The sequence below is a fragment of the Pseudanabaena sp. lw0831 genome (genome assembly GCF_016584665.1).
GTDB lineage: Bacteria > Cyanobacteriota > Cyanobacteriia > Pseudanabaenales > Pseudanabaenaceae > Pseudanabaena.
The window spans coordinates 25,798-42,278 of record NZ_BBJB01000117.1; the positions used below are offsets into that span (position 1 = coordinate 25,798).

Consider the following 16,481-nt stretch of genomic DNA (forward strand, 5'->3'; position numbering starts at 1 on the left):
TTTTTGGATTTAGGGTTGCAAAGCCACACTTTCAAAAAAATATTGTTTTTTGCTGAAGCACAAGGCTCTGTATGCTGTACGATCGCTAATAGCGATGAATATAACTCCATGATGTCAAACCTTTTAGATAACCGCTATCGCGTCACTAGCGTCTTAGGCAGTGGCGGCTTTGGGGAAACCTATTTGGCTGAAGACACCAAAATGCCCTCTAACCGTCGATGCGTGATTAAGCAGCTTAAACCTGTTGCTGACAATCCGCAGATGTATGAATTATTACAGCAACGATTTCACCGTGAGGCAGCAGTCCTCGAAACATTAGGAGAAGAAAGTCGCTACATTCCCAAACTCTATGCTAACTTCGCAGAAAATGGATTATTCTATTTAGTCCAAGAATGGATTGATGGCTTAACGCTTACTGAAACGATTGAACGTAACGGTAAATGGAATGAGAATGCTGTGCGACAATTGATGACTAGCATCCTTCAAACCCTTATCTATGTTCACGATCGCGGCATTATTCATCGAGATATTAAGCCCGACAATATTATTTTGCGTTCTGGTGAACCTGTATTAATTGATTTCGGCGCAGTTAAAGAGACTATCAATGTCAGCACAATCCGCAGTTCGGCTCAACAGGCGCATTCGATTGTGATCGGTACACCGGGATTTATGGCTTCAGAGCAGGCCGCAGGTAGACCATTTTTTGCTAGCGATCTTTACAGTCTTGCTCTGACCGCTATCTTTGCACTTACGGGTAAATATCCGCAGGAACTCGGTACTGACCCGCAAACAGGAGAAGTACTCTGGCAGCCTCATGTTATGGCAATTAGCATGTATTTAAAAGCAGTATTTACTATAACTCTGCAGTTTGATCCACGCGATCGCTATAGCTCTGCGAGAGAAATGCTCGAAGCATTGCAACCAAATCAAACTAATTCTGGTAAATTAGTTCCTATTCCGCCAGCCATGTCGAATATGCAGACGGTGGCGGTCACACCTAGAGGCTATACTCCGCCTACTATTCCTGATCAATCTGTGTATGTATATCAGCCTCAACAAGATCCTAAAAAAAAGATATTTGGTCAATTACTAGTAACAATAATTGTCGGTGGGGCTGTCGGGGCTGCGATCGCACTAGGTGTAGTCATCTCTCAGAATGGCGGCATCGTAGCACTATGGAACAAGATCTCTTCCTTTAACAAACCCGTTGCTAAAGTTCCATTTTATTTTCTGGCTGATTCTGCTTTTGAAGATATTGAAAAAGCAAATCTCAGAGTGGAAAAATTAAAATCTCTAGGATATAAAGAAGCAGGAGTGTTTTGGATACCTGACTATCCCAATTTAGGAAGCAATAAATTTCAACAGGTATATACCAGCCAATTCAAAGATATTGAAAGTTGTAAGTCTAAGCTCAAGGAGCATCTCAAATTTGTTGAAGATGCGTATTGCGCTCAGGCTAGTCCCAACGAGAAAGATCCAGTGGAAAGAATCTCTGGGAGCGATTTACAACAACCCACTGTTTCACCTTCACCTATGCCAACAGCAACTCCATCTAAAACGCCAACGGCAACTCCTTCACCAACTAAACCTTCTCCTGAACAAGCAATTCGAGACTATTACAGTCTGATCAACGATCGCCAATTTCAAAACGCATGGCAAAATCTCACGCCCAAATTTCAACGAGATCGAGCTGGTGGATACAAAACCTTTACTGATTGGTGGCAAACTGTCAGTCAAGTTTCCGTCAATGGGGTACGTCTTGTTGAATCTAAAGAGAATTCGGCAATTATTGATATTGACCTCACTTACCGTAAAGATAAAGCTATTTTCCCCGAAACTTTGCGGATGAGTTTAGTTTGGAATGAATCCTCAAAACAATGGCAAATCAATGAAACCCAAAGACAGTAACCTAAAATTTGCCAAACAGACAAACATAGAGTTTAATTTATAGTAGATAGCTAAACCATTAGATCTATAAATGAAAATCTTTGTTTATCACACGCCTGAGTTAGTGCCTGCTGAAGGAAATCCAGATTGTGCGATCGCTGTTGATATTTTGCGAGCAACCACTACGATCGCCACAGCCCTAGCTGCGGGAGCTGAGGGAGTACAAGTATTTTCCGATCTTGATGAGCTAATGCGCGTCAGCGAAGCACACCCACCAGAGTTACGGATTCGCGTTGGTGAGCGCGGGGGAAAGACTGTAGAAGGTTGTGATTTGGGAAATTCGCCCTTTGACTTTACGCCAGATGTGGTGAAGGGTAAGCGGATTTTTATGAGTACTACTAATGGCACGCGATCGCTGCAAAAAATCGCCAAGGCAAAGAGTGTTTTGGCTTGTGCAATGATTAATCTCGGCTCAGTATTGAGGTATCTCCGCGAAACTAAACCTGAGACTGTTTGGATTGTTGGTTCTGGCTGGGAAGGTAGCTATTCGCTCGAAGATACAACTTGTGCGGGTGCGATCGCCGCTAATCTCGAAGATGAGGCTGATTTTGGGAATGATGAAGCGATCGCTGCTGCGGCTTTGTACAAAGCTTGGAAAGGTGAAGTTGAAGAATTATTTTATCAAGCGAGTCACGGCAAACGCTTGTTAAACCTCAATGGTGCGGAAGATATTGCCTACTGCGCCAAGATTGATGTTGTCGATGTGCTGCCAAAACAATCCAGTGCAGGCTTGCTAGTTGCCGCCTAGTGGTACTAGATTGAATAAGCATTAATTTCCCTTGTCGCCATGCCGCCGTCTCACCGTTCATCTCTGCTCATGACTCCCTTGGCAAAACAAGTGGCAAATATTACTGGATCGGCCTCAAAGCCAGAACGTCTTACGCCTCCTCTGAAATGGGCTGGCGGTAAGCGTTGGCTTGTGCAGCATTTGCAGCACACTTGGCAAAAACATAGCGATCGCCGTCTTGTGGAGCCATTTTGTGGCGGATTGGCGATCTCCTTGGGATTACAACCTCTCAAAGCTTTACTGAATGACATAAATCCTCATGTTGTCAACTTTTATCAATGTTTGCAAAAGGGATTAAAGCTAGAAATTGACGTTCAAAACGATCGCGAATTTTATTATGCTCAGCGTGTGGAATTTAATCGCCTAATTCATTCAGGACAAGCTGAAACTCCTAAAGCAGCGCAACTCTTTTATTATCTCAATCGCACGGGCTATAACGGGCTGTGCCGATTTAATCAAAAAGGTGGTTTTAACGTTCCCTTTGGGAAATATAAAACCATAAACTATAATCCAGATTTCACAGCTTATAAATCGACACTTTCACAATGGAAGTTTACAAATCTAGATTTTGGCAAAATCAAGATTGCTGCTAACGATCTAATTTATGCCGATCCTCCCTACGATGTCGAGTTTCGACAATATTCTAAAAATGGCTTTGAATGGTCAGAGCAAGAGCGCTTAGCCCAATGGCTAGCAAATCAAAACTGCCCTGCGATCGCCTCAAATCAAGCCACTGATCGCATTCTGACACTGTATAAAGATTTAGGATTTGAATATCAAATTCTCGATGCACCAAGACGAATTAGCTGCAATGGCGATCGCGTTCCTGCAAAGGAAATGCTAGCCTATAAAGGATTTGATGGGGGCTTAGAACTATCATGAGTCTTCGCAATACCGAAACTGGCGCAGTTCTGGAGCAGATGGTATTGCATTCCTTAATTTATGGTGGATATCTCTCGCAGTCCCAGCAATATATTGGCAGTCGCCCTGGGGGAGGTAGACACAAAATCGATGTGGTGGCAAATCGTGGCGATCGCAATGTTTTGATTTCCCTGAAATGGCAACAGGTTGGCGGCACTGCGGAACAAAAGGTTCCATTTGAGGTAATTTGCTTAATGGATGCAATGGATCAAAATCCTAATTATCAAAAAGCTTATTTAGTCCTTGGCGGTGAAGGGTGGACTTTGCGCGAATTCTATATTTCGGGTGATTTACAGCAATATATTCCCTATGGCGATCGCGTAGAAATTGTCACTCTTGAAAGATTTATTATGAAAGCAAATATGGCAAAGCTTTAAGGATGTTTTTCTAGATCAAAAAAAATGATCGGGTTTTTATGTCAAATACCTAAGTACAGGACAAAAAGTTACAAAAGTAAGGAGGAAGGGGTTTTATAAAAGATAACCACATCGCAACTGAACCACTATGCACTTCCAGTGCATAGTGGTTCAGTTGCTCCTTTTCCCTCTGACACAATCTAATTTACAGTCTCAGGAATTTATCCCCTGCGCAGCAATCCAAGCCGTAGTCCATGCACTTTGGAAATTAAAGCCACCTGTCACACCATCTATATCCAAAACTTCACCAGCAAAAAATAAACCTTGGCAAATCTTACTTTCCATCGTCTGAAAATTAACATCTTGCAAACGAATCCCACCACAAGTTACAAACTCTTCTTTAAACACACCTTTGCCCGCGATCGCATATTCACTCGCGCTTAGTACATTCACAATTTGCTGAATGGCTCTGTTAGAAATATCTGCCCAACGTTTCTCTAGTTCCACTTCAGATTTGTCGAGCAGATATTCCCATAGACGCAAAGAGATATCGACAGGACAATAATTAGATATGAATTTCTTGGGTTGCTCAGTCTTCGCACTTAGCAAAATCTGCTTGATTGCTTCTACCTTGAGTGAAGGAATCCAATTAACCGCTAATTTTGCTTGATAGTTGCATTCATGCAATTCTCGCGCAGCCCATGCTGACAACTTTAAAACGGCAGGGCCACTCAATCCCCAATGGGTGATTAACAGAGCGCCCGATTGTTCTAATTGATTGCGAGCAGATTTTTTCTTTTCAGGATTAGAATTTGATATTAATAGTTTAACTGTGGCAGGATTAACGCTAACTCCAGCCAGTTCATGCAGTTTAGAATCTTTAATATTAAATGTGAAAAGTGAAGGGACGGGAGGTTCTAGTTCATGTCCTAGCGATCGCGCGATCGCGTAGCCAGATGGACTACTACCCGTGGCAAGTAATAGGCGATCGCAAATTATATTTTCGCCATTTTTGAGAATCACATCAAATTTGCTGTCCCCTTTGTCACCTTCTAAACGCTCAATCTTTTGCACTAAAACATTATTGCGAAGAAACACACCAGCTTTTTTCGCAGCAAACATCAATGCTTCCACAATCGTTTCTGAATCATCGGTGATAGGAAACATTCTGCCATCCGATTCCGTTTTTAGCTTCACTCCCTCTGCATTAAACCAGTGCACTACATCTAGAGCCTGAAACCGTGAAAATGCTCCCCGTAAAGCTTTGCCGCCTCTAGGATAGTTCAGAACTAATTGCGAAGGTTCAAAACAGTGATGGGTAACATTGCAGCGTCCACCGCCTGAAATTCTTACCTTGGCTAGCGGTTGTCTTCCTGCCTCAAATAAAGTTACTCGCGTATGTGGTGCTTGCGCCGCATGGATTGCACCAAAAAATCCTGCTGCCCCGCCACCAATTACTATAACCTCTGTACTTGCCATGTTTAATTCCTAATAAGATAGGCGGCGCGAAGCGCCGCCTATCTTAGATCTTACCATTGCTTAATTCCTAATAAATTCCGCAAAGAGCCCCTCCACCTATTTTATATTTTGCCATTTCGGCAAGATTGAAAAATATTGATTACATCTTGAGGTACTTGTTTGGTTTCTCTGGCTGCTGTGTCAATCTTTAAGAACTCCGCAAAGGTATATTGCGATCGCAATTTATCTAAACTACAAACACAAAATTCTTTGCTATTAGTAAATCCACAACCCTTCATGAAGGTTTTAGTTACTTCTTGAGGATATTCGTACTTCTCTTGATTAGCAGGCTTATTTTCTTCCGCACCTGCCATAGAGATTCCAGAGACAGCTACAACAAATGTGGTGACAGTGAGTAGATAATGGCGCATTTTATGTTGGTGATTTTTGTTGGGCGCGTAGATGATTATATTAGCAATTAGAAGCCGCGCTTTGTAATGTCCCTAAGCCAAGATGTATTGTGTCGCAAAGCGACATATAAGGAACCATTTTTTGTGGCGCGGCTTCGCCGCGCCACAAAAAATGATTCCTTATTAAATCTCATCGACGTAATACCTTTGGCTTGGGTAATTTCTATCATCGGGATGACTGCATAGATTGCGGTTTCATGACAACATCTATATAGTCATCCTGTTTTGCTTGAGCGTTTGAATGAAATCTCCTGACCGTTTATTAATTGTTGATGATGTGCCAGACAATCTATTTCTTGTTCGCACAATCCTTGAAGAAGAGGGTTATGAGATCATCACATCATCAAATGGTCATGATGCGCTAAAGATTGTTGAGTCGGAGCCTCCCGACTTAGTTTTGCTGGATGTGATGATGCCGAAAATGGATGGCTATGAGGTGACTCGTCGCATGAGGGCGATGAAAGATTTGCCATTTATTCCGATTTTGTTAATAACAGCTTACGATCGCGCCAATGCTGTTAAAGGCTTAGACCTCGGCGCAGATGAATTTATACGTAAGCCGATTGAAGCTGATGAGCTATTGGCAAGGGTGCGATCGCTGTTGCGTTTAAAACATAGTATTGCTGAGCGCGATCGCATCGATCGTCAAAGACAGGATTTTGTGTCGCGGTTAACCCATGACTTGCGGACACCATTAGTTGCCGCAGATCGGATGTTGGGATTGCTCCAAGATGGCGTATTGGGGGAAATATCACCACAAATTTGTGAAGCACTGACAATCATGGGGCGCAGCAATCATAATTTGCTAGAAATGGTGAATAAGCTCTTAGATGTCTATCGCTATGAATCTGGAAGTAAAACTATTAATTTGCAGCCATTAGACTTGAAAGAACTACTCGATCAAGTTGTGCAGGAACTTAAGCCAATCGCTATTTCTAAAAATCTTGAACTGATTGCCGATCTTGATCATATTGGTCTGGTCAAGGGCGATCGCTTGGAACTATTACGTGTATTTAATAATCTGATTGGTAATGCGCTCAAATTCACCGAAGCTGGCAGCGTTCATGTTAGCCTAAAATCAAATCAATCCGAGGCAATTATTGCGATCGCAGACACAGGTGCAGGGGTTCCTTTAGAAGAGCAGCCGTTCTTGTTCCAAAGATTTAGTCAAGGCAATCACCAAAAGCAAGGTAGTGGCTTAGGGTTATATCTATCACACTATATTGTCAACGCCCATAATGGCAAAATCTTCGTAAAGTCACCCAACCTAGACTCCCAAAAAGGTTCTACATTCTTCGTGCATTTGCCCATTATTACGCCATGAGTAATCTTCAACTTCAGTACGACTCTCTCCTCAGTCATTACAGCAATCCTCTCGAAGCGATTGCCCTTTTGCGCGAATATCGCCCATATTTTGAGCTGATTCCCAGTCTACGCCGTCCTAGTGATAGTTTGATTTCTATTCCATTGCCAGTAGTCCAGTTTACTAGCCCTAACTTGACTCAAAGCCACGTTCAAATGCAATGCGATCTTGCTTTGATCATGTGCGATCCTGACTGGAAAGTAAAAACTGGTCAAGAAATTTTTGTATTTATTCATCGTCCTAACGAAGACTATTCCGCATTATTGCAGCGCTGGCGACAAGTAGAAGTAGCCCTCGGCGAAGAATACTATTGGCTGTTACCTTGGAAACATCGCAGTATCATTAGCGATCGCGGTGAATATCATTATCCTCTATTTGTCACCTTAGACTATTCTCCAGCAAGAATTACTAAAGGTTTAGAAGGTGCATCGCTTCCTCATGTCAAGGTTGCTAGTCCTGCGATCGAATCACCAGACATTGAAGAAAATCAAGAAGATCGTGTTTGCGATCCGACTCAATAGAGCGCTGTATTTGCATTTTGCGCTCGAACCCAAATCAATAGATTGTTTACAAGTGTTGCTTCGCAACACTTGTAAACAATCTATTGATTTGGGTCATAGTGTTCCCGATCGCAGCTTAGTCCAGAGATCTTTATACTGCGAAAGCGTTGATGGGGACAAAGGTGATATTAACTCACTCTTCGCCAAAATGTCTTGAGAGAAGAACTTGATCGGATCGGCTTTAACACTGGTCGGAACTTTCTCTAACTCACTTGAAACGCTAACTGCATCAGTTAAAGATGTTATCTGAGCAGCAATCTCAGGCGTTAGACAAAAATTCATCCATTCCATAGCCGCGATCGCAACTTCGCCCTTAGGCATTACCCAAATATCGCTCCAAAGCGCTGTTCCATCTTGGGGAATCACCACTTTGAGATTAGGGTTTGTCCTTTGGGCTTTTAACATATCACTCGTCCATCCGACTGCCGCCAACGTATCGTCGGCTAATAGAGACTGCAAGTAATTATCGGAAGAGTAAGTTAAAACCTGAGAGTTAAGACTTTTAAGCTCTTGGGTAAGTTTCGCGAGAACATCGGGACGTTCAACTAAATTTTCTGGTTGATAGGGTTGCCCCATCTTTTTTAAGACCAGACCGATCACTTCTCGGGCATCGTCTGGCAGTGTTAGTTTTAGCTTTAATTCTGGTCGCCAGAGGTCAGCCCATTGAGTAATCTCAAATTTCAGCTTGTCACTGCGATAGGCGATCGCGGTTGCTCCCCACCGATAAGGAATGCCCCATACTTGATTATTGCGCGTAACGCTTTGTTGCCATAGGGGCGAAAGTTTTTGCCATTTTGGAATTTTTTCTAACAGGTTGGGCATGATTGGTTGGATTAAAGATTGGGCGATCGCCTGATCCAACCAACTATCACCGATGCTCATTAAATGCGGCGCTTTATCTTTAGCGATGCTGGGATAATTTTGCAGTTCTTGCCAAAGTTTTGCGGGCAGATTCTCTGCTTTAAATTCGATCTTTGTTTGGGAAGCTGATTCAAACTGATTAATGACTTTACTGGGTATGGCTCCCAGTAAACCAACAATGCGGATGCGATCGCGTTGATCAAAAGGATTTGACCATTGACATCCCCCAATTGATGCGATCGCCGCACCGCCCAAAACTAGAAACTTACGTCTATCCATGACTTAATTATAAAACCGATTTTGGAGTTTGCAGCGCCGAAGGCGCTGCAAACTCCAAAATCGGTTTAAGTAGCTAGACCCAAAAAAGCTGATTCCTTCGCGAAGCGGAGGAATCAGCTTTTTTGGGTTTTGAAGATGGCGCTTTGCGCCGTTTGCAATATTATTTTACAAATGGACGCATCAGCAAATAGCCAGCACCAAAGGAAGTCAGGACAATTGCCACAATTGTGACAGTCAGAACCCAACCACTTAAACCAGATGTTTCGCGAGAGTCTTCTATCGACTCAGTACGAAGAGGACGAGAAGATATTTCTTCACGAATTTCTAACTTAGGCAACACTTTTGTTTTTGGAGTTGGCGCAGGATCAGGGGCTTCAAATGCAGCAAAAGAACTATCGTAATATAATGCTTCGCTTACCGTTGGCTCATGATCATTTTGAGTTGCCGAATCACTGGCGAGCTGTCTTGCTCTAGAAATTGCTTCTTGGATCGCATTGTTTTTCTGCTGTGCAGCTACTTTCCGAGGACTAACCTGTGTTGCGGGCTTATCCGCAGGGCGAGGCTTAGCCGCAGGAGGGCGACCTTGGGGCTGCGGATTGTTTCTTGATGGCGCAGGATTAATTTGCGAAGAAGCACGAATACCTGCTAAAACGTCAGTTAGCTTTGAATCAGGTAAATTAGACTGGGTAAGAATTGTTTGTACTCGCTCTGTGGATTGGGCGATCGATTCAAACTCTTGCAATAGCATTTGATTTTGCTTAGTTAGTTGCTCATTCTGCAACTGAAAAAAAGATAATTTTGCTTGAGTAGATTGCAACTCCGCAGCCAGTTCTCGATACACAGTCACAGGTACTGAAGCCTGATAACCAGATTGAGAGGTCTGATAACCAGAATGAGAAGTTGTAGGTTTAAAGACTGGATTGGCTTGCATAGGCGACAGCACCGTGGATCGTGAAAAATTTAGTCGAGACTATACCATATGATTTGCTGCTTTTAGTTAATTTAAAATAGGATTTATGCTTTTATTACAGTTCAGTACTTCTCACTATTGCCGCAAAGCTAGACTAGCTCTTGGCTATAAGCAAATTCCCTATCAAGTCGAAAATCTCACTCCCGGTCTACATATTTTACGTGTTAAACCCCTTTCAGGCGCATATACTGTGCCAGTGCTATTACCGCAGCAAAAAAATTGTCCCGCCGTAGTCGGTGATTCTACAGAAATTATTCGGTTTCTCGAAGACTATCAACCCGATCCACCACTTTATTTAGAAGATGCTATCCAACAAAAAGAAGCGTTACGGCTAGAAGATCATTTTGATGAATTTGTTGGGACAGCAGCAAGGTTTGTTTACTATCAGTTTCGGGCTAATGAGGGCAAAAAAATTGATCCTTCATTAATGAGTCAAGCTGTGATTACAATCGTCAGATTGCAATATGGCATTAATGCCAATTCGGCAAAGAGCGCCGCCCAGAAAATTGCGGATGCGATCGCGATGCTCAGCGAATTTTGGCAAGATGGCTATTGGGTAGGCGATCGCTTTAGTGTTGCCGACTTGACTGCGGCAGCCTTGCTGTCACCATTGGGGTTAGTTCCAACCTATCGCCGTAATTATCCTTGGCTATTTGATCGTATTACGGAAATTCATCAGATTTGTAATGAGCCACTGCCCAAAAATTGGCAAGCAGGACTTGATTGACCCGCTAGCAACCCAAAAGATGAGAGGCGGCGCGAAGCGCCGATTCTCATCTTTTGGGTTTTGATTTATTGCAAAGTGTTGTAAACATTTTTGGTGTTAGCTTATTGATGTTAAGTTAGAGAATATTTCAAAAAATTTAAAAGCTGAATTTTTCTAATACTTAGAGTGCCAAGCAGCAGTTTTCAGATAGGTTATTAAAGGCGATTAGTGCGGGTAGTTTTATGACTGTTAATGTTAGTGAATCTTTGTTTGAGCAGATTCTCGAATATCTTCGAGTAAGGACTGAAGCAAGTGATCGCATTGCCGAAAATTTGCTCAAAGCACTTAAGAATTTGGCATCTAGCAGTACCGCAGATTCAGTTCATCAGTCAACCAGCGATCGCATCGACGATCTAGCAACACAATTTGGACAAAAACTATTCGACGCATGGAAAGAGCTAGCCGACTTGCAAGTGGGTGAAAACTATTGGAGCTATCCTGTCATGTTTGAAGACCTTGCTGAAACAATGGAAATATCCGTTGATATCTTTGTTCAATATTTAGCAAATGTGCAGATTGGTAGTTTGCAGCTCATCCAAGGACGTGGCTACAACTATCAAGTAAATGGACAACAAGCTGCTTCTTTGACTTTTCACTCTGCCCCAACGCTCAAAAAAGCTGCCATTCCCAATATCAATGATAAAAAACAAGGTGCGGATCATAAATCTTTTGGTAAGACTTTTAAAGTAGGCGATCGCGTTGCCGTAAATGCGAACCGTCAGCAATATGCCAATCATAAAGGTGTCGTTGAGCAGGTAATTAGTGTTAGCTGCCGCGTCAAATTAGACAATGGTTGGACAGCATTTTTACCCAATCATTGTTTAGATCACATCACATAAAACCCAAAAGGGGCGAAACGCGCCTCAAATGCAAGAACCAATTTTTAGTGGCGCGGCTTCGCCGCGCCACTAAAAATTGGTTCTTGGGTAAATCGCAAAAACCTAAGATTGAAAAATATGACCTTTGAAGAGGCGATCGCCTATACAGAAGCTTTGCTTTCGCGCAAAGACATAGATGACTCACAGCTAGAATCAGAAATCTCGTCACTTGTACAAACTTCAAATGGAGCAAGAGGATTCTTTGTGTGCTTCTTGACTGGTGAATGGCAACTAGCGGATGCACCTAGCACTCATATTATTAGGGCTTTGCAATCTGCTCCTCATGCGATCGCAGAACTACTTGTCAAAAATCTAGCTATGTCCACAGCCATGGCGATTGTCCATCGTCGCGCAGGTAATGAAGAACAAGCTCAAGGCTCCGATCGCGTCGCTAGGCGAACTGCACTTTTAATTGAGAAAGTAGAACTGGCTGAAGTTTACGAAATCGCTACGCAAATGCGTAACTCGGCAATCTCAAACGATGGCAACTACGCCTCTTTTCTGGAAAAATGGGGATATGATGCTGAGCAAAAACAAGCGATCGCCAATGTACTAGCCAATGGTTGATCCTGCATTTGAAGAGGCGATCGCCCAGTTTAATAGTGGTGATTATTATGCCTGTCACGATACTTTAGAGGCGATTTGGAATGATTCTTGGCAAAGCGATCGGGCTTTTTATCAGGGGGTTTTACAAATTGCCGTTGGTCTATATCACCTCAAAAGTCAAAATTGGCATGGTGCAGCGATACTCTTAGGTGAGGGAACAAGCCGCTTACCAGCATATCTTCCTGACTATCAATCCATTGATGTTGAAACTTTATTAGCAGATAGTTTACTCATCTTACGTAAAGTCCAGACAAATGGGAAAGAGGGAATCGCGGAGATATGGCAACAAATGGTGCATGGTGATTTAAAGATTCCTAAGATCACCAGATCCAATCTGGAAAATGCTTAGCGCCATCAAAATAATCTTTACAAAATATGACTTGGGAACTCTCTGATCTACTGCGTGCGATCGCCACAACTATTGTCATTGGCATCCATGCTTCGCATCATTGGTGGTTTGGTGTGCATGATACGACGAGTATCAGTTTTGAGATTTTTATCGACACAATCATTAACCAAGTTGGACGCTTTACAGTACCAATATTTGTGATTTTGTCAGGTTTCGCACTAGCGAAGTCAGAAGAGAAAAGACCTTTTGATTTACAAATATTTTTTCAGCGCCGCCTGTGGCGTATCGTGCCGCCCTACGTTCTATTTACTTTACTTAATATCATTGGGCAGAGCCAGTTTCAAAGAGCAGATTGGCTGGAGCGCGGAAAACAAACTATTCAATTGCTTTCTACAGGTATGGGTGACTATCACCTTTACTTTTTAGGGATCATTTTTCAATGCTACATACTATATCCAATTCTTCGGATCATCGTATTTACAAAATGGAACTTATCTATTCTGATGTTTATCACCTTTGCTCTATTTAGCTTGAGATGGGTATCGGCAACTTTTGATTTACTAGTAAATATTACGACGTTCTTACCCAACGGTAATCATGTAATTTATTGGTTGTCCTATTTCCAAATCGGTATTTGGCTAGCTAAGGATCGCGGATGGGCTAGTCTTTTGGTAGCGAAATGGCGATCTCAATCTTGGGGATATTTATTTGCGATCGCGGCAATTATCGAACTAAGCGAATTCTATTGGACAGCTATACTCAAGAACTCTGCTGAAGCAGTTGGTCATTATGCTCGTCCAACAGTAGTTTTGTTGACATTGACCTTCTTGCTATGGTCAATGTCTTGGCAAAAGATAGTGAGGCAGCCCGAAGGGCTGCCTCACTATCTTAGATTTCCCCAAACTATACCTTTCGCCAAGGCAAGCTTTACTACTTATCTAGTTCATGTCTGGGTGCTGCGGGCGATCGCTCCTCTAGAAATAGTTGGAGGAATTCTATATGTTCCATTAGCAACAAGTATTTCTTGGCTAATTGGTATTATGATCTGGCAGCTTTTACAACGCTTTGCGGTGTCACTTTAACCCAAACCGCAATAAATCGCTAAAAGTTTTGCAAAGCAAAACTTTTAGCGATTTATTGCGGTTTGCTTGCTCGAAAACTTCTGTAACACTGCATCTAGTTCGTCTATCTTTATGGGTTTGCCAATAAAATCATCCATGCCATTCAAAATACAATTCTCCCGATCTTCCGCCATGGTATTTGCGGTCATTGCTACGATTTTAACTTTGTTAATTGCCATTGTCTCTTTCTCTTTTAATCGGATACGGCGAGTTGCCTCTAAGCCATCCATCTCAGGCATTTGGATGTCCATCAGAATTAAATCATAAAATTTATGCTCTAGCGCTTTAAGTACTTCCAGACCATTCACTGCAAGATCTGCTTGATAACCAAGCTTTTCCAAAAACTTCAAAGCAATCATTTGATTATAGGTAGTATCTTCAGCCAATAGAATTCGCAAAGAATTAGATACTTCTTGTTTACTAGGCGCTTCTGTAATTTCTATGGCGGGCTGTACAGAAATCGCGATCTGACTTGTTTCAATCTCTACATCAGATAATTGCTCAACCTCAACCTCAACCTCAATATCAAACTGAAAAATCGTACCCTTATTTAAAAAACTACTTGCCGAAATATGACTGCCCATGCAATGAGCAAACTGTTGACTGATCGCTAAGCCTAGTCCTGTTCCAGTTTGCGACTCTTTGCCCGAAGAAGTTTGTACAAAAGCTTCAAATAAATTATCGATTTCTTCTGGAGCTATTCCTATCCCAGAATCTTCTAATTCAAAATGAATAATAGCTTTTGAAGATTCATCTTCTTTATCCATTAAGGACACACGAAGAAGCACATAGCCTTTATCTGTAAACTTGATCGCATTTCCCATCAAATTCAATAAAATCTGTCTGAGTTTTCGCTCGTCAGCTTTAATATACTGGGGAGAATTGGGATGTACTGCAAAGATTAACTGTAAATTTTTATCCTTTGCTTGAATTTGCATCATCTCTCGCAAATTATGCAAAAACAGATGAAGGTCAAACTGATTCTCGTTAAGAATAATCTTACCTGCTTCAATCTTCGACATTTCTAAAATGTCATCAATTAAGCATAGTAAATGCTCGCTGCTATAACTAATAATATTAACGTATTCCCCAATCGCTTGAGTTAGAGAGTTATCAAGATGCATCAACTGAGTGCATCCCAAAATTGCATTGAGAGGAGTTCTCAATTCGTGACTCATTCGTGCCAAAAAGCTGGTTTTAGCCTGACTTGCAACTTGGGCGCGTTCAGCTTCTAGCCTCAGTGCTTGTTGTGACAATTCCAGAGCTGCAAGCATGAGCGTACTTCTCAATTCTGACGCAGTTTCAATTGCTACTTCATCCCAAGGCAAAGACTTCGCTTTGACAGTTTCTTTCCATAACTCAAATGACCGTTGTGGAGTTAGCTCCCATTCATCATCAAGAGCCAATTTATTGGGATCGCCAGCCCAATTAACAGTTTGGATAACTTCACTGCGAAACCAAATAATATGATAGGAAGTATGATTGAGCGAGATAGAAATTGCTAATATTCCACTGGCTATATCCTTAATAGCGATCGCTTCGGGATATAGGTAACTTAAGCAATTGGTATGAAAAACATCCTCAGATTTAGTCTCTAGCCATAAAATTAACGAGCTGATAAATTTTTGAGAAGGGCAAATTCCAATCTCGGAAATGCGATCGCTAAGATAGATGACCACACCTTGAGCATTAACCAAATTCAACAAATCCTCTGCATTTTGAGAGAATATGTCGTTGATAGATTGATGCGGTTTGAGAATATTCTGTTTTATTTTAGCTTGAACGATCTTGACTTTTTCTTGAGCATTCTTTAACTCTTGCTCATATCTGCTGACGATTTCGATGGACATGACTTGCGCTAAAAACTCACAGGCTTTTCTGGCTTCATAGTCAATATATCGAGGAGAAAAGTGGTGGCAGACAATCAATCCCCATAATTTACCTGCATTAATCAAAGAGATACTGAAAGAAGCAGAAACTCCCATCTTTTGTAAATACTTGATGTGACCTAGCGAAACACTTCTTAGCGTACTGAAGCTTAGATCGATGGGTTCCTGAGTAATTGGATTATTTAATGGAACAATTGGGACAGGGTGAGAATTAACATCAATAATTTGACGTAGCCAGTTTTTATAGTAGAGCTTTCGCGCAAGTTCAGGAATGTCAGCAGCAGGAAAATGTAATCCTAGAAAGGATTCTATCTGTTCATCTTTAGCCTCAGCAATGACAATACCGCTATGATCTGGCTCGAATCGATAGAGCATTACGCGATCGCATTGAGTTATTTTGCGAATTTCCTGAGCCAGCAAGTCTGACATTTCAGTGAAGCTATTAGCCTGTCTGACATTAGCTGTTGCAGATCTAGCAAAATGATAAAAACCAAGGCTAGAATCAATACCTGTAGATAAAAGTTCTAATTCTAAAATCAGTAATCCATCGGAGCGATGCATTACTCCCTGAAATAAATACTTCTTCTCCTCTATTTGAACAGTTATTGTTATTGGATTAAATATTTCCAAATCTTTTCGAGCAAGGAAAGAGACTAAGGTGTCAATCTGAGATTTTGGAAATAGAGTGCTTAAAGGCTTCTCAATCAATGAGCTAGCTGGAATATTGAAAAAGTCAATTGTGTTATCACTAATCTGAGCGATTGTCAGATCTAGTTCGTTGATCCCAATCAAGATGCCATGCGACTGAATATGCCCCAATAGATGAATCTGTTCGCGATCGCAGTTTTCGTAGCCAAATGGCTTGGAAAAATTAGAAGCTATAGCTTGTACTGATTCCAT

16 protein-coding genes are annotated in these 16,481 nt (G+C 41.8%); 11 read left to right on the forward strand and 5 right to left on the reverse strand.

Going from position 1 to position 16,481, the window contains the following annotated elements:
• The first annotated feature begins 42 nt into the window (after positions 1 to 42).
• The 4 genes from APA_RS24400 (at position 43) to APA_RS24415 (ending at position 4,032) form a co-directional block, all read left to right on the forward strand.
• The gene (locus tag APA_RS24400; protein ID WP_236580056.1) at positions 43 to 1,908 is read left to right on the forward strand and encodes a serine/threonine-protein kinase; all 1,866 of its coding nucleotides are present in this window, start codon (positions 43 to 45) and stop codon (positions 1,906 to 1,908) included.
• 70 nt (positions 1,909 to 1,978) lie between these two features.
• On the forward strand, positions 1,979 to 2,695 hold the full coding sequence (locus tag APA_RS24405) for a 2-phosphosulfolactate phosphatase family protein (RefSeq protein ID WP_201324812.1): 717 nt from the start codon (positions 1,979 to 1,981) through the stop codon (positions 2,693 to 2,695).
• Between the two features lie 39 nt (positions 2,696 to 2,734).
• Positions 2,735 to 3,616, forward strand: coding sequence for a Dam family site-specific DNA-(adenine-N6)-methyltransferase (locus APA_RS24410; RefSeq protein ID WP_201324813.1), 882 nt, complete (start codon positions 2,735 to 2,737; stop codon positions 3,614 to 3,616).
• The gene (locus tag APA_RS24415) at positions 3,613 to 4,032 is read left to right on the forward strand and encodes a PD-(D/E)XK nuclease superfamily protein (protein WP_103670165.1); all 420 of its coding nucleotides are present in this window, start codon (positions 3,613 to 3,615) and stop codon (positions 4,030 to 4,032) included. The genes APA_RS24410 and APA_RS24415 overlap by 4 nt, the downstream gene beginning before the upstream one ends.
• 192 nt (positions 4,033 to 4,224) lie before the next feature.
• Here APA_RS24415 and APA_RS24420 read toward each other — a convergent pair whose 3' ends face one another.
• Positions 4,225 to 5,490: an NAD(P)/FAD-dependent oxidoreductase gene (locus APA_RS24420; protein WP_201324814.1), complete on the reverse strand. Its 1,266-nt coding sequence runs from the start codon at positions 5,488 to 5,490 to the stop codon at positions 4,225 to 4,227.
• 101 nt (positions 5,491 to 5,591) lie between these two features.
• Positions 5,592 to 5,900, reverse strand: coding sequence for a hypothetical protein (locus tag APA_RS24425; RefSeq protein WP_201324815.1), 309 nt, complete (start codon positions 5,898 to 5,900; stop codon positions 5,592 to 5,594).
• Positions 5,901 to 6,180: 280 nt separating this feature from the next.
• On the opposite strand from APA_RS24425, the gene APA_RS24430 reads away from it, so the two are divergent.
• Positions 6,181 to 7,263, forward strand: a complete 1,083-nt coding sequence (locus tag APA_RS24430) for a cell wall metabolism sensor histidine kinase WalK (RefSeq protein ID WP_201324816.1) — start codon at positions 6,181 to 6,183, stop codon at positions 7,261 to 7,263.
• On the forward strand, positions 7,260 to 7,823 hold the full coding sequence (locus APA_RS24435) for a hypothetical protein (RefSeq protein ID WP_201324817.1): 564 nt from the start codon (positions 7,260 to 7,262) through the stop codon (positions 7,821 to 7,823). The genes APA_RS24430 and APA_RS24435 overlap by 4 nt, the downstream gene beginning before the upstream one ends.
• Before the next feature lie 93 nt (positions 7,824 to 7,916).
• Here APA_RS24435 and APA_RS24440 read toward each other — a convergent pair whose 3' ends face one another.
• Together APA_RS24440 and APA_RS24445 are read right to left on the reverse strand one after the other, a co-directional pair.
• Positions 7,917 to 9,002 (reverse strand): extracellular solute-binding protein, encoded by a 1,086-nt coding sequence (locus APA_RS24440; protein ID WP_201324818.1) that lies wholly within the window; start codon positions 9,000 to 9,002, stop codon positions 7,917 to 7,919.
• Positions 9,003 to 9,162: 160 nt separating this feature from the next.
• On the reverse strand, positions 9,163 to 9,933 hold the full coding sequence (locus tag APA_RS24445) for a hypothetical protein (RefSeq protein ID WP_201324819.1): 771 nt from the start codon (positions 9,931 to 9,933) through the stop codon (positions 9,163 to 9,165).
• 85 nt (positions 9,934 to 10,018) lie between these two features.
• Here APA_RS24445 and APA_RS24450 point away from each other — a divergent pair, with 85 nt between their 5' ends.
• From APA_RS24450 to APA_RS24470, 5 genes are all read left to right on the forward strand, one after another.
• Complete coding sequence (locus APA_RS24450; RefSeq protein ID WP_201324820.1) at positions 10,019 to 10,699, forward strand: glutathione S-transferase family protein; 681 nt, start codon at positions 10,019 to 10,021, stop codon at positions 10,697 to 10,699.
• A gap of 221 nt (positions 10,700 to 10,920) precedes the next feature.
• Positions 10,921 to 11,577, forward strand: coding sequence for a hypothetical protein (locus APA_RS24455; RefSeq protein ID WP_201324821.1), 657 nt, complete (start codon positions 10,921 to 10,923; stop codon positions 11,575 to 11,577).
• 117 nt (positions 11,578 to 11,694) lie between these two features.
• Positions 11,695 to 12,183 (forward strand): hypothetical protein, encoded by a 489-nt coding sequence (locus APA_RS24460; RefSeq protein WP_201324822.1) that lies wholly within the window; start codon positions 11,695 to 11,697, stop codon positions 12,181 to 12,183.
• Positions 12,176 to 12,571: a DUF309 domain-containing protein gene (locus tag APA_RS24465; protein ID WP_201324823.1), complete on the forward strand. Its 396-nt coding sequence runs from the start codon at positions 12,176 to 12,178 to the stop codon at positions 12,569 to 12,571. Before APA_RS24460 ends, APA_RS24465 begins: the two co-directional genes overlap by 8 nt.
• Before the next feature lie 26 nt (positions 12,572 to 12,597).
• Positions 12,598 to 13,653, forward strand: a complete 1,056-nt coding sequence (locus APA_RS24470; RefSeq protein WP_201324824.1) for an acyltransferase — start codon at positions 12,598 to 12,600, stop codon at positions 13,651 to 13,653.
• A 44-nt stretch (positions 13,654 to 13,697) separates the two neighbouring features.
• On the opposite strand, the gene APA_RS24475 is transcribed toward APA_RS24470, so the two are convergent.
• On the reverse strand, positions 13,698 to 16,481 hold the full coding sequence (locus APA_RS24475) for a response regulator (protein ID WP_201324825.1): 2,784 nt from the start codon (positions 16,479 to 16,481) through the stop codon (positions 13,698 to 13,700).